Here is a 13208-nt window from a genome sequence, read left to right on the forward strand (position 1 = left end):
TTAAGATAAGTAAGTAATCACATACTGATTTAGATCAAGCACTTATTTTAAAATAATTTAAAAATAGAGATTCGAAAAGAAAATAATGAACTCTAGTCTTTGGGATGGGTTACGAAGCCCAAACAATAGAGAACTAGCCTCAACGTTGACTGAAGATCAGAAACAAAAAGAAGGCAATTCAATAGAAATGCCTCCTGCTGAGAAAAAGGAAAAACCCAGAGGGTTTTTCACCTATCAGACTCTTTTCTATGGCTTGAGTTCAGGTTTAGCTTTTTTGCTCACTTATCTCTTTTTTGGTTATTTTTTATCTTTTGAAACAACCGATGATGCTTTTATTGCTGGACATATCATCCGCATTTCTCCCAAAGTTGCTGGTCATGTGGTAGGCTATTACATCGATGACAATATGGATGTAAAGAAAGGTCAACTTTTAATTGAGATCGATCCAAGAGATTATCAATCCCGGGTCGCGCTTGCTCAAGCCAATAGGGATTTGGCCGAAACAGAATGGAAAAGAATGAAAGAAATTCTTAGGTCTTCAGCTGTGTCACAGCTGCAGGTTGATGCGGCTTGGGCAATAAAACTATCAACAGAAGCCTATCTGCGGCTTAATGAGCTTCAGCTAGGATATACAAGAATCTATGCGCCTGAAGATGGAAGAATAACAATGAGGACTGTCGAAAAGGGTCAATATGTTGAAGTAGGCCAAACCCTTTTTGATATTGTTCCTCCGGAACTCTGGGTTGTTGCAAATTATAAGGAGACCCAGATTACGCATATGCGAGCAGGTCAACCTGTCAGGATTCGTATAGATGCTTACCCTCATCATAGATATAAAGGCCATGTTGACAGCATACAAAGGGGAAGTGGCGCACAATTCAGCCTTCTTCCTCCTGAAAACGCAACGGGTAATTATGTTAAAGTTGTACAGAGGGTGCCTGTTAAGATCCTGTTTGATGAGCCTCTTGATAAAGAGGAAATTGTTGGTCCAGGTTTTTCCGTGGTTCCTACCGTCGAAGTAAAAAAGTTTAAAGTGGATATTTTATGGTCTATTGCTCTATTCTGCGCCGGCTTTGGAGCAGGCATGCTTATGGCTTTTATCCTTAAGTGGAAAAAGAAAAAGCGATAGCTTTCTTCGATATTTTTTCTCATCAATGTGGTCATTTCGCTTGAATTCTCTTTTCTATAATCTTAGAAAGGATTCATGAAATTGAAGAAATAAAAGGGAAGATAATTGTTTAATAATCTTCTTTAGTTCCGTTTGTTTCTTAGAATCATGAAAATAAAAGCTTTTTTCTATTGAAAATAAAATATACAGAAGGGGATGTTAGCCTTTAGGCAAGATTTTTATCGAGTGCATCTGATCGATTGATGGCGTCATTAAAGAGAAGGTTTGGAAAAGGAAGGATAACAGAGGGTGTCGAATTTGTTTAAAAGGAACAGGAAAAATAATGTGGTTTTTTCGCTTTAATAAGGTCAACGAAGAGGAGATAGAACAAAGTTCTTTATCCTTTTTGAAATTATCTTCTCCGTTTCCATCATTTCCTTTGGCCTCTATCTTTTTTCTTTTGGTGCTTACTTTTTTTTATATCGAAGAGAGCCGCGGTCCAGTGATTTTTGACGATAATGAAGGATTATATGCGGGTGCGGCAAAAGAAATGATTCAAAGAAATGATTGGATTTTGCCTACCGTAAACGGAATTCCAAGGCTTCAAAAGCCTCCCTTGGTTTATTGGTGCATTCTTATATCCTACAAGATTTTCGGAATAAATGAGTTTGCTGCAAGATTTCCAGAAGCCCTTGCCACAATAATCTGGGTTATGGGTGTCTACATTCTTGGGTGTGTCATAGGAGGAGAAAAACTCGGTCTTTTAGCTAGCCTTATGCTGGCTAGTTCTTTTGGTTTTTATATTTTTACTCACATTTTGATGCCTGAACCCTTCTTTTCTGCTGCGGTTACCTATGCTTTCCTTTTTATCTATCTTGGGGTAAGAAGCGGGAAAAGAAGGTATTTTATTGCAGCTTGGATCGTTATGGCTTTAGGATCCCTTGCAAAGGGTCTGCATGCTGTTTTGTATCCTCTTTTATGCAGTGGGCTTTCCGTTTTATTTTTCCCAAAGATAAGGAAAAGATGGTTAAATTTGTTTTGGTGGCCGGGAATTGTTCTTTTTCTGCTGATTCTAATTCCATGGTATGTAACTATTGAGTTTCGACTTCCGGGATTCCTTCAGGAGCATTTTTTTAATGAACAATTTGGTCATGCTCTTAATCATCGGAACCCGCCGGATGCAGGAACTGTCCCTATAACACAGTTTTATCTTGAACACCTCATTTTTCTTCTTCCGTGGACTTTATACATTGGAGCCCTATGGGAGCTAAGAGATAGACCCTTGTTTGATTGGCAGAATGTTCTGCTGCTCAGTTGGATAGTTATAACCTTTTTGTCAGTAACCTTTTCTTCCCTTCAAGACTATTATGCGATGAGTTGCTGGGGCGCGATTGCTCTTATTCTAGCTAAACCCTTTTGTCTGGAAGATAATGATAAAACTATGTCTTTATATCTTAATCTTGCTTCACTGGTCATTGTTTTTTTAGGCTTAAGCGGGATTTTAGCCGCCCTCTTTATTGATCATAGTGCAGATTTTCATCCTATTTGGGCAAAACCGTTAGAAAAAAGAGATACTTTTCTGTCCGCCATTTTCGGGTTTTCTTTTAGTACATGGAAAAATTTTGTTCCTTTGTTATATAGAGCTTCATTGAGTTTTTTTATTGGGGGAATTGTAGCCTATTGGTTCTTTTCGAAGAAAGAGAGGTTTCTTGCAGGAGTATTTCTAGCCCTGACGATGATCTATCCGCTACATCAGGCCGGCCAAGGTTTTAGTTTCCTAAGTGATTATTTTTCTTCAATGAAGTTAGCAAAAAAAATTAATTGTTTTGTGACAAAGAATGATATGGTTATTTCCGACAGCGAGCCCAACTTTGCTTCGGGATTATTTTTTTATTTAAATCATTCTCCTATCTTGTGGGTACATGCTAACCCCAAAGCTGAGTTTGCTCAAAGAATTCTTAAACTAGGTCAGGAATATTATATTACAGAAAGCGATGTTGAACGTTATTGGAAGAGCGATCGAAAAGTTTTTTTGATTACCGAAGAGGTTTCGTTGCCTTCGTGGGCTCGTCTTTTTAAAGAAGATCCCTCTCAACTCGTTCCTATTGAAAAAAGTGGAACTCGAGTATTACTTGTCAACAAGGAGGTTAATTAAATTATTAGTATGATTTCTCAACAGGAATTTAATAAAGCCATAGAATTGTTTGAAGAAGAGGATCAAAAATGGAAAGAATATTACGAAAAGATGTCTTATACTCAAAAATTACAATTTACATTAGCCGTTGAAGATAAATGGACACATGAAATTCCGGGAGGAGAGAGACTAGAGGATGATCCAGAGGATTGATTTCATGTATATTTTAAAGCAAAGATTTTAAAAAAAATCCCTTTTATACACAGTGTTTTAATCTTTTTTATTTTCTCTATCCTTTAAAAAGGAGCCGATTAAATCATTTGCCCAATCCAGAATAGGGATTAGATGGATAGGAAGAAGTTTTTTTGCATCTTCGTAAGATGACCAGCGCCATTCATGATGTTCAGGCCTTCCAAGTTCTGGACTGGGTAGAAGTACGGGTTCTCCTTCTTTTAGTTGAGCAATAAAAAATTTTCCGATTTTACCTTTTGAATATACCTCTGTTTCTTTTGAGTTTTGATTAAAAGGAAATTCAAAATTTATCAGCCCTGTTTCTTCTTGAGTTTCTCGCAGTGCGGCCTGAAAATCAGACTCTCCATTTTGGACTGTTCCTTTAGGGAAATCCCAATTCCTGTAAGCCCTGAGGAGAAGGTAGAAAGGTTGGGCATTTATTTCCTTATAAATAACCAATCCCGCTGATCGGATGATTTTTTTCATTTTTTTTAGGGCTCTATTGTTACCTTCTCAAGACTGACCATTTCTATTTATGAAATGAAGAAAAATCACGTTCAAAGAACATTTTTTTAAGCTTTAGGAAGCATGGGAGTTCCATAATGTTGAGTACAAGAATAAAATGCAAGTTTTGGTTTTGATTGTAACTTATAGTTAAATTTCCAGTATTATTCGGTGACAAACAATTGTTTTGTTCCGTTATTAAGCAAGGATTGTATGCAAAAAAAGAAAGGATTGGATCAAGGATATCTTCTCATAGGAAAAAAGAATAGTTCAAGGGGAACCGTCTGGCGGGCAAAAGGATGAGAACGGTCAGTGATCACCGTATAATTGGATTGAAAAGAGCGGCCAACTACTTATAAGCTATTTCGTTCTTTATTGTTAATGAAATATTCTATTTCCTTGACTAGGACCATTCATTTTTTCAATCGAGTCAGTAGATTGCCAAAAATTTGGTTATCCAGCTAAATAATAAAAATAAAAGGAAAATTTTTTTGAATCTAAACCTTAAACGATAAGATACAGAAGAAAAAAGCAGAGAAAAGAGATGAGTCAAAAAGTTCAGTCTTCACAATTAAAAAAAGCTAGTCATTGGATATGTGGGAAACGTAGTTTGAAAATAAAACAGCAAGACTCTTTTTTTGCTTTTTCTATAGGAGGCAGAAATAAAATTTTATCAGCGATTATATTTCTTATTCCCGTCTGTCTTTTAGCTCAAACTGCACCTATTCCCCAAGTCAAAGATTTGCCTCCATTGCGCATAACAAAAGAACCTAATGCTGCTCAACCCATTCCAGAGCTTAAAGTTCCTATCGAAAAATTTTTTAATCAAATGCTTCAAGGAGACATTGAAAGGGCTTTTCAGGAACTTTTGGTGAATAGCCGACTTGCTTCCAGGCATGAAAACATAAACATGCTTATGGATAAAACAAGCCAGGCAATGTCCTACTATGGGAAAGCAGATTCTTTTGAAATCTATGATTCAAGATCCTTTGGAAGCCGACTTTATGTAATTACCTATTTATTAAATCTAGAACTGCAGCCGTTGCGCTGGAGATTTGTTTATTATAAACCTGATAAAGTATGGAAACTCATTGATATCAGAGTGGATGATTCCCTGGAGGACTTAATCAGTAAATAACTTTTTATCATGACGAACAGGCGATGTGATAGGCCCGGAGTTCCTTTTCATATTTTTTTGTTGGAGAGCCTGCATAACTACCTCTGGAACAAAGGCAGATATTTCACCTCCTAATCTACTAATTTCCTTGACGAGAGAAGAGCTCAGATAAATATGGTTATCTTCAGGCATAAGAAAAATAGTTTCAATTTCAGGCTTAAGCCTCCTATTCATCAAGGCGAGCTGGAATTCACTCTCGAAGTCAGATACTGCGCGTAAGCCTCGAATAATGGCACAGCAATTAAGTTCCTTTGCAAAATCAACCGTAAGCCCAGAATAAGGAAGGGCAGTGGCATTAGAGAATGGCAGGGTTTTTAAAGTCCTTTCTACCAGGTATATTCTTTCGTCCAGCTTAAATAATGTTTCTTTTGGAGTTTGACCGGAAACCCCTATGATGACCTCGTCAAATAGACGGACCGCTTTGGCTATAACATCGACATGTCCAAGGGTAATCGGATCGAAAGTTCCAGGATAAAGGACCCTTTTCATATTTTTGAATAAACTCTGCTAATATGGGCTCCAACAGAAGACAGTTTTTGATCAATTTTTTCATATCCCCTGTCTATGTGATAAACGCGATGAACTTCTGTGGTGTTTTCCGCGACCAGGCCTGCAAGAACAAGAGCAGCAGATGCCCTCAGATCAGAGGCCATAACGGGAGCTCCACTCAACCGTTCTATGCCATGTATAATGACTTCGCTTTGATAAAACTCAATGTTGGCTCCCAGCCGCTTGAGTTCACTAATGTGCATGAATCGGTTGGGAAATATATTTTCGACAACTTTGCTTGTTCCCTCCGCAATGGTTGCCATGGCACAGAATTGTGCCTGCATATCGGTTGGGAAACCTGGATAAGCCGCAGTCACAATTTCAAAAGCTCTCAAAGGGCCAGATCGTGATACTCTTAGACCGGTATTTTCTATTTCTATACTTACCCCACAGTCTTTAAGCTTTTCAAGGACACTTTTCATGTGTTGGACAGGAGCTTGTTCAAGAAGCAAATTGCCTTTTGTCATCGCTGCAGCTACAGCAAACGTTCCCGCCTCAATTCTATCAGTAATAATGGTGTATTCACAACCATGGAGTTCTTTTATTCCTTCAATAACTAACCGTTGGGTACCCATGCCACTAATTTTGGCTCCCATTGCAGAGAGAAAATGGGCTAAGTCTTCAACTTCAGGCTCACAGGCTGCTCCTTCAATTATTGTTGTTCCTTCAGCCTGACATGCAGCCATCATCACGTTATCCGTACCCAGAACCGTTGATCCATATTTTCCTTTCAAGTTAATCGATGTTCCCTGCAGTTTCCCTCCATGAGCTACGACATCTCCTTTGATAATCTCTATGTCAGCGCCTAGTTTCTGTAGCCCCATGATATGGAGATCGATAGGCCTGTCCCCAATTACGCATCCTCCCGGTAAAGAGACTCTTGCTTTTCCACAGCGGGCAATCAAAGGTCCAAGGATGCAAATGGAAGCTCTCATTTTCCGTACTAGATCGTAAGGGGCTGTTGAATTTACAATCTTGTTCTTTACCCTGACTGTACCTTTGTCGTAATGAACTTGGGCTCCAAGGAATTTTAGAATTTCTAACATGTAACGGATGTCGCTTAGGTTAGGAACCCGATGAATAACACATTCCTCTGGAGTCAACAACGTTGCTGCAAGAATAGGTAGAGCGGAATTTTTCGAACCACTAATGGTAATCTTTCCAGATAAAGGATTCCCGCCTTTAATAATGAATTTCTCCACAGCTTTTTCCTACTATAACTCTCTCCATTTGGGAAAGATCTTTTTTTACTTGGATAATAGAAAATTGATGATCAAGCAAAAATTGATTGACTTTTGAAAACTGTCCATCTCCAATTTCAAGGATAATATAGCGGCATCTGTTTTTTGCTTGAGATATTAATTTCTTAATAAGCTCTAATCCCTCGTTTCCTCCATCTAAAGCTAAAGCTGGTTCAAATTGTATTTCGGCAGAAAGTTGAGGAAGCATTTCAGTGGGGATATAAGGAAGATTAGCAACAATGAGCTCAAAAAAATCCACTGGAGGATTGTTTAACAGGTCATCTTGATAAAAGAAAAGATTGTTTAAATTCTTCCCATTTTTTTTTGCAATATCAATCGCTTCACTACTTATATCTGTTCCATAAAAAGATAGCCCTGGACAAAATTTTGCCAGTGTAACAACTATTGCCCCACTTCCAGTTCCTACGTCTAGGATTGGACCCCTAATTTTAGGCATCAGGTTTAAAGCAGCTTCCACGACATATTCGGTTTCAGGCCTGGGAATAAGCACAGCGGGGCTAACATGGATTTTTTCCCCATAGAACGAGCTATAGCCAAGGATATAACTAACGGGCTCTCCAGTAGCCCTCCTTTCTATCCTTTCCCAAATTCGATCAGCAGTCTGTGGGTCTATAGACAGCTTAGGTAATATATACAAAGAAAGCCTGTCAATATTGAGAGAGTCTGAAAAGATAAGTTCACAGGAGAGTCTTGGAGAGTCAATTTTTTTTTCTTTTAGGTATTCCAAGGCTTTCTTAAACAGTAAGCGGCTTTCCACCATCTTTTGATAATTCGAACCGATTGTCTTCTTCAGCTAGTTCATGGGCAATTCTCAACTCCATTTCTTTCTGAATGAGTTGATCGACTATCGGGTCAATATCTCCATCCATAAAAGATTGCAAGTTATAAAGAGTAACCGGTATTCTATGATCGGTAACGCGGCCTTGAGGAAAGTTATAAGTCCTAATTTTTTCAGTTCTTTCCCCACTACCAATCATGCTTTTTCTTTCTAGGGCACGCTTCTGGGCCTCTTCTTCTTGCTTTTTTGAAAGGAGCCTAGCTTTAAGAATTTTTAAGGCTTTTTCTTTGTTTTTTATTTGAGATCTTTCATCCTGGCATCTGACCATGATTCCTGAAGGGATATGGAAAATCTGTACAGCTGAATCGGTCGTATTAACTCCTTGCCCTCCTGGTCCGCTTGCTCTACAAACTTCTATTCGCAGATCTTCAGCTTTTAGATCTAATTCAACTTCCTCGGGTTCTAGAAGCACAGCAACGGTTGCTGTCGAAGTATGGATTCTTCCTTGTGATTCTGTTGCAGGAACCCTTTGTACTCTATGAACCCCAGATTCAAATCTCATTTTCTTAAAAGCATCTTTGCCTTGAATAGAAAAAATAATTTCTTTTACTCCACCTAGATCACTGGGGCTGAAATGAAGCAATTCGAGTTTCCACCCTTTTTTTTCGATATATTTACTATACATCCTATATAAATCGGCTGCGAAAAGAGCAGCTTCTTCGCCTCCTGTTCCCGCTCGTATTTCAATAATTACGTTTTTCGAATTTTTATTTTCTTCAGATGGAAAAAGGTTGGAGAGGATATCAATAGTCAGATCGTGTATTTTCTGTTCGAGTTTAATGATTTCTTGTTGGGCCAACTCTTGGATTTCTGGATCAACACTTTCTTTGATTAAACTTTCTACAGAGGACTTAGCATTCCTAATTTTTTCCAACTCTTTATAAAGATCAAGAGTTTCTTTGAGCCGAGTATGCTCTTTTGCCATCTCAATGGCTTTGGATGGATCAGTGTAGATCTCTTCTCTAGAGAGTTCTGTTTGAAGTTTGTCGAACTTTGTTTGGATTTTCTTGATGTACTGATCTAATTGCATGAACCCGAAAAAGAGGAAAGCTATTAAAAAAAGATATAAAAAGAGATATAAAGAAGAAGTTTATTTCGACTTCTTCTTTCTTTTTGATGATTCACCAATAAGAGAAACTTTACCAAAGCGTCTTGCAAATTTTTCGACTCTTCCCGCAGTATCGACAAATTTTTGCTGACCTGTAAATAAAGGATGGCATGAAGCACATATGCCAATTCGAATAGAGGGCTTTGTTGATTTAGTCGTATACACGGCACCACAGGCACAACTAATTGTGGTTTCTTGATATTTGGGATGAATGTCTTTTTTCATTAAAATCAAAGAAATATAATATTAATTTATACTTATTCAAATCTTTTTATTATTATACAGGCATTGTGCCCGCCAAAACCGAAGGAATTGTTCATGGCAATTTTTACTTTTTGTTCACGGGCTACATTCGGAACATAATCGAGATCGCATTGTGGATCGGGTTCTTCTAAATTTATTGTAGGGGGAATAACTCCCTCTTCCATTGTTTTTATACAGGCTATAAGTTCTACCGCTCCTGCTGCGCCTAAAAGATGACCTGTCATTGATTTTGTCGAACTTATCGGTATTGAATAAGCATGTTTACCCAAAGCTTGTTTAATGGCCATGGTTTCGCAAACATCTCCAGGGATAGTGCTAGTGGCATGAGCATTAATATAGTTGATTTCTTCGGGGTTAATTTGGGCTTTTTTTATAGCCATGACCATTGCACGGGTTGCTCCTTCCCCGGAAGGATCTGGGGCAGTAATATGGTGAGCATCAGCCGAAAGCCCATATCCAATTATTTCTGCATGAATAGGACCATTTCTCTTTTTAGCATGTTCCATCTCTTCTAGCACGACAACTCCAGCCCCTTCACTTAAAACAAAGCCATCACGGTTTTTATCAAAGGGCCGAGAAGCTCTTTGAGGATCGTTATTCCTAAGGCTTAAAGCCTTCATGTTTGAGAATCCAGCAAGTCCTAAAGGAACAATAGAGGCTTCAGAACCGCCAGCAATGATGATATCGGCATCCCCATCCATAATAATACGGTATGCCTCACCGATTGAATGAGCTGCAGAGGCACAAGCGGTGACAATTGAAAAATTGGGTCCTTTTAAATTATATTCAATGGCAATCATTCCTGATGCCATATTGGAAATCATCATGGGGATCATAAGAGGGCTGCATCGAGATGGTCCTTTAGTCAGAAGAACGCTATGCTGATCCTCTAATGTCTTTAAACCACCGATTCCTGAGCTAACAATGACCCCAATTTTTGTACTATCCTCCTTGTCAAAATCTATGCCACTGCTTTCAATGGCTTCTTTGCCGGCAGCCATGGCGAATTGAACAAAGCGGTCGGCTCTACGGGCGTCTTTAGGGTTTTTAAAGTATTTTGTAGGATTAAAATTGCGTACCTCTCCTCCGAATTTACAATCAAAATCAGCTGTATCAAAAGCGGTAATTATCCCTATACCACTTTTCCCATTTTTCAAACTATTCCAGAATTCCTGGACATTGTTTCCGTTGGGACTAATGATCCCCATCCCGCTAATGACCACTCTCCTTTTGCTCATAGATTACAGCCCGCTTTGTTGGCTTCCCTCCAATTTATTCACTTTCTTCTTCGAGATTTTCTTCAATATATCGAATTACATCCCCAACGGTTTGCAATTTTTCAGCTTCTTCATCTGGAACTTCAACATTGAATTCCTCTTCAAAAGCCATGACTAGTTCAACGGTATCTAGGGAGTCAGCGCCTAAATCCTCAATAAACCGTGCTTTAGAAGTAACCTGTTCGGGATTTACTCCAAGCTGTTCAACAATAATATTTTTTACTCTTTCTTCGATCGATTTTTTTTCTGCCATATTTTCCTCCACTATGAAAATTTTCCTCCAGTTTATGAGATATTCTTTTTAATCATCTAAAAAGTTTTTGCAATTTCGTATGTAAAGTTTATGCAAGTAATCCTCCATCAATGACAAAAGTTTGTCCAGTGATATAATCACCACCTGGACCCAACAAGAATGCTGCTAGTTTTGCTACTTCTTCGACTTTCCCAAATCTTCCTAAAGGAATTTCTTTGAGAATTTTTTCTTTTCTTTCAAGAGAAAGACCCTCAGTCATATCCGTCTCTATAAAACCCGGACAGATCGCATTGCAGGTTATGCCTTTGGGTCCAAGTTCCTTGGCTACTGTTCGAGTTAAGCCAATGAGTCCAGCCTTGGATGCAGAATAATTGGCCTGCCCAGGAATTCCGATTAATCCAGAAATAGAACTGATGTTCAAAATCCTGCCAAATCCTCTTGAAAGAAAGTGTTTTCCTACCCATTTTATTAGGAAAAAGGAAGCCTTCAAATTCGTGTTTAATACCTTATCCCAATCTTCCTCACTCATACGCAATAGCAATCTGTCTTCTGTTATCCCCGCATTATTAACCAAGAAATCTAATTGTCCAAATTCTTTCAAAATTTCATCGATAGTTTTTTTCAACTGAGAAATTGCAGAAATGTCAAGAGCATATCCTTTGGCATGAACTCCTAGATTTTTTAACATTTTTTCTGTTTGTTCTAAATGGGAAGGATTTTTACTTATAAAAGCAATAGAGGTTCCCTGTATAGCTAATTCTGTTGCTATAGCTTTCCCTATGCCTCGACTCGCTCCTGTAATGAGAGCAACCTTATCTTTTAAGCTCATATTTTAACTCACTCAATGCCTCCACTTTCGATATGCTCAGACAACGTGAATGGGGATTTATTTTTTTCAAGAAATTTCCAAAAATTTTTCTTGGAGAAATTTCAATAAAGAGTTCTATGCCCCAATCAAGCATAAAATGCAAACTTTCTTCCCAAAGAACAGCGCTACAAATCTGTTTGCTCAAAGTATAGCGGATTTCATCAACATTATGTGCTGTTGATGCATTTAGATTTGATATTACTGGTACTGAAGGCATCTTCAGCTCTATTTCTTTGAGGAAATCGTAGAACGCCTTTGATGCTCCAGTCATAAAAGAGCTATGGAAAGCTCCAGATACATCCAGGGGGATTATTTTTTTAATGTTTTCTTCACGGGCTATTTGAATAGCCTTTGAAATAGAATCATGAGAGCCGCTCAGAACCTGTTGATCGGGACTGTTGTAATTAGCCAGCTCGCATCCTGATTTAAAAGCGATTGATTCAGTTTGTTTTCTTGATGAACCAATGAGAGCAACCATTTTGCCAGGATTCTTTTCTGAGGATTCTTGGATGAGCTGGGCTCTTCGTTTAACAAGCTTAAGACCGGTTAGAAAATCAAAACTTCCGCCTGCTGCATAAGCTGTAAGTTCTCCAAGAGATAGCCCAGCCAACACCAATATATCTATGCCCTCTATTTCCTTACACAAAATTTTATATACAGCATATCCATAAACGAAAAGAGCGGGTTGACAGTAAAGAGTTTGGGTTAACTCCTTTTCTGGGCCGTAGAACGATAATTGGGTTAATGGGAAATTGAGTTCTTTTTCCGCTTCCAGGTACAAATCCTTAACAAGAGGGTAACATTCAAAAAAATCTTTACCCATCCCTACCTTTTGGGCTCCTTGTCCACAAAACAATAATCCAATCCGCATGATAGATGAAAAAATAGAGTACAGATGTTTTTGGTCAAATCTTATTGCTAGGAAATTATTGACTTACTCCTATTTTGGGACAGATGGGGTTAAGTTCGCAATGAGGGCAATCGGGATTTCTAGCTTTACATCTTTTTCTTCCGTGCCAGATCAGCTGATTACTAAATTCAGCCCATTGTTCTTTAGGGATACAGCGCATCAAGTCAACCTCTATCTTTTCTGGTTGTTTTTCTTTTGTCAATCCCAACCTGAAAGCCACTCGGCTAACATGGGTATCTACCACAACGCCCTCGTTTATTCCAAAGGCATTGCCTAGAACCACATTAGCGGTTTTCCGACCTACCCCAGGTAATTCGACAAGCATATTCATTTGGGAAGGGACTTTGCCATTAAATTTTGAACAAATAAGGCTACAAGCATTCTTAATATTTTTTGCTTTCGTTTTATAGAATCCAAGGCTATGGATCATCTCCTCTAATTCTTCTATAGGAGCAGAAGCGTAATCTTCAGCTGTTCGATATTTATGAAACAGCTTCTTGGTGACCAGATTAACCTGTTCATCGGTACATCGTGCAGAAAGAATGGTGGCAATAAGTAACTCTAAGGGGTTTGTATATAAAAGAGCAGGTTTTGAGTCAGGATATGTATTTTTTAGAATAGCCAGAATTTTTTCTATTCTTTCTTTTTCATTCAAATTGATTTGGCTATTAGCTAAAGAAACAGTGTCCTTTGAACGTAGCTGGTTTTTTTTCACAAGCCATCCT

General features: G+C 38.3%; 15 protein-coding genes. 4 read left to right on the top strand and 11 right to left on the bottom strand.

The window, feature by feature from the left end; all coding sequences use genetic code 11:
- Window positions 1–85 precede the first annotated feature (85 nt).
- The 3 genes from IT6_RS08100 (at window position 86) to IT6_RS08110 (ending at window position 3455) form a co-directional block, all read left to right on the top strand.
- On the top strand, window positions 86–1129 hold the full coding sequence (locus IT6_RS08100) for an HlyD family secretion protein (protein WP_206825984.1): 1044 nt from the start codon (window positions 86–88) through the stop codon (window positions 1127–1129).
- Between the two features lie 322 nt (window positions 1130–1451).
- A complete protein-coding gene (locus IT6_RS08105; RefSeq protein WP_206825986.1) occupies window positions 1452–3263 on the top strand; it encodes an ArnT family glycosyltransferase in 1812 nt (603 codons plus the stop codon).
- Window positions 3264–3272: 9 nt separating this feature from the next.
- The gene (locus tag IT6_RS08110) at window positions 3273–3455 is read left to right on the top strand and encodes a hypothetical protein (protein WP_134439592.1); all 183 of its coding nucleotides are present in this window, start codon (window positions 3273–3275) and stop codon (window positions 3453–3455) included.
- Window positions 3456–3512: 57 nt separating this feature from the next.
- Here IT6_RS08110 and IT6_RS08115 read toward each other — a convergent pair whose 3' ends face one another.
- Window positions 3513–3959, bottom strand: coding sequence for an NUDIX domain-containing protein (locus IT6_RS08115; protein ID WP_134439593.1), 447 nt, complete (start codon window positions 3957–3959; stop codon window positions 3513–3515).
- 562 nt (window positions 3960–4521) lie between these two features.
- Between IT6_RS08115 and IT6_RS08120 the strand changes: the two genes are divergently transcribed.
- Window positions 4522–5115, top strand: coding sequence for a hypothetical protein (locus tag IT6_RS08120; protein ID WP_206825988.1), 594 nt, complete (start codon window positions 4522–4524; stop codon window positions 5113–5115).
- Here the strand turns inward: IT6_RS08120 and coaD are convergent.
- The 10 genes from coaD to nth all read right to left on the bottom strand — a co-directional run bounded on the left by coaD (window position 5101) and on the right by nth (window position 13198).
- Window positions 5101–5643: a pantetheine-phosphate adenylyltransferase gene (gene coaD, locus IT6_RS08125; RefSeq protein ID WP_134439594.1), complete on the bottom strand. Its 543-nt coding sequence runs from the start codon at window positions 5641–5643 to the stop codon at window positions 5101–5103. The two genes, IT6_RS08120 and coaD, sit on opposite strands and share 15 nt — an antisense overlap.
- Complete coding sequence (murA, locus tag IT6_RS08130; protein WP_206825990.1) at window positions 5640–6905, bottom strand: UDP-N-acetylglucosamine 1-carboxyvinyltransferase; 1266 nt, start codon at window positions 6903–6905, stop codon at window positions 5640–5642. The genes coaD and murA overlap by 4 nt, the downstream gene beginning before the upstream one ends.
- Window positions 6886–7725: a peptide chain release factor N(5)-glutamine methyltransferase gene (prmC, locus tag IT6_RS08135; protein ID WP_134439596.1), complete on the bottom strand. Its 840-nt coding sequence runs from the start codon at window positions 7723–7725 to the stop codon at window positions 6886–6888. The genes murA and prmC overlap by 20 nt, the downstream gene beginning before the upstream one ends.
- Complete coding sequence (gene prfA, locus IT6_RS08140; protein ID WP_206825991.1) at window positions 7700–8833, bottom strand: peptide chain release factor 1; 1134 nt, start codon at window positions 8831–8833, stop codon at window positions 7700–7702. Before prfA ends, prmC begins: the two co-directional genes overlap by 26 nt.
- 60 nt (window positions 8834–8893) lie before the next feature.
- Window positions 8894–9136, bottom strand: coding sequence for a 50S ribosomal protein L31 (gene rpmE / locus IT6_RS08145; RefSeq protein WP_134439598.1), 243 nt, complete (start codon window positions 9134–9136; stop codon window positions 8894–8896).
- Window positions 9137–9168: 32 nt separating this feature from the next.
- Complete coding sequence (gene fabF / locus IT6_RS08150; protein WP_134439599.1) at window positions 9169–10413, bottom strand: beta-ketoacyl-ACP synthase II; 1245 nt, start codon at window positions 10411–10413, stop codon at window positions 9169–9171.
- A 34-nt stretch (window positions 10414–10447) separates the two neighbouring features.
- Window positions 10448–10705 (bottom strand): acyl carrier protein, encoded by a 258-nt coding sequence (locus IT6_RS08155; protein WP_134439600.1) that lies wholly within the window; start codon window positions 10703–10705, stop codon window positions 10448–10450.
- A gap of 88 nt (window positions 10706–10793) precedes the next feature.
- Complete coding sequence (gene fabG / locus IT6_RS08160; protein WP_134439601.1) at window positions 10794–11534, bottom strand: 3-oxoacyl-[acyl-carrier-protein] reductase; 741 nt, start codon at window positions 11532–11534, stop codon at window positions 10794–10796.
- Window positions 11518–12396 carry an ACP S-malonyltransferase gene (locus tag IT6_RS08165; RefSeq protein WP_242524171.1) on the bottom strand — a complete coding sequence of 293 codons (879 nt, stop codon included), beginning with the start codon at window positions 12394–12396 and terminating at the stop codon, window positions 11518–11520. The genes fabG and IT6_RS08165 overlap by 17 nt, the downstream gene beginning before the upstream one ends.
- 103 nt (window positions 12397–12499) lie before the next feature.
- A complete protein-coding gene (nth, locus tag IT6_RS08170; protein WP_206825993.1) occupies window positions 12500–13198 on the bottom strand; it encodes an endonuclease III in 699 nt (232 codons plus the stop codon).
- Window positions 13199–13208: the final 10 nt, after the last annotated feature.

Source organism: Methylacidiphilum caldifontis, from assembly GCF_017310505.1.
GTDB classification, from domain to species: Bacteria; Verrucomicrobiota; Verrucomicrobiia; order Methylacidiphilales; family Methylacidiphilaceae; genus Methylacidiphilum; species Methylacidiphilum caldifontis.

Excerpts from the sequence above, each read along its gene's own strand:
- prmC (WP_134439596.1), bottom strand. The coding sequence starts at position 7,725 with ATGGTGGAAAGCCGCTTACTGTTTAAGAAAGCCTTGGAATACCTAAAA.
- IT6_RS08105 (WP_206825986.1), top strand. The coding sequence starts at position 1,452 with ATGTGGTTTTTTCGCTTTAATAAGGTCAACGAAGAGGAGATAGAACAA.
- fabG (WP_134439601.1), bottom strand. The coding sequence starts at position 11,534 with ATGAGCTTAAAAGATAAGGTTGCTCTCATTACAGGAGCGAGTCGAGGC.
- IT6_RS08165 (WP_242524171.1), bottom strand. The coding sequence starts at position 12,396 with ATGGGTAAAGATTTTTTTGAATGTTACCCTCTTGTTAAGGATTTGTAC.
- prfA (WP_206825991.1), bottom strand. The coding sequence starts at position 8,833 with ATGCAATTAGATCAGTACATCAAGAAAATCCAAACAAAGTTCGACAAA.
- IT6_RS08155 (WP_134439600.1), bottom strand. The coding sequence starts at position 10,705 with ATGGCAGAAAAAAAATCGATCGAAGAAAGAGTAAAAAATATTATTGTT.
- rpmE (WP_134439598.1), bottom strand. The coding sequence starts at position 9,136 with ATGAAAAAAGACATTCATCCCAAATATCAAGAAACCACAATTAGTTGT.
- fabF (WP_134439599.1), bottom strand. The coding sequence starts at position 10,413 with ATGAGCAAAAGGAGAGTGGTCATTAGCGGGATGGGGATCATTAGTCCC.
- IT6_RS08110 (WP_134439592.1), top strand. The coding sequence starts at position 3,273 with ATGATTTCTCAACAGGAATTTAATAAAGCCATAGAATTGTTTGAAGAA.
- coaD (WP_134439594.1), bottom strand. The coding sequence starts at position 5,643 with ATGAAAAGGGTCCTTTATCCTGGAACTTTCGATCCGATTACCCTTGGA.
- IT6_RS08115 (WP_134439593.1), bottom strand. The coding sequence starts at position 3,959 with ATGAAAAAAATCATCCGATCAGCGGGATTGGTTATTTATAAGGAAATA.
- IT6_RS08120 (WP_206825988.1), top strand. The coding sequence starts at position 4,522 with ATGAGTCAAAAAGTTCAGTCTTCACAATTAAAAAAAGCTAGTCATTGG.
- IT6_RS08100 (WP_206825984.1), top strand. The coding sequence starts at position 86 with ATGAACTCTAGTCTTTGGGATGGGTTACGAAGCCCAAACAATAGAGAA.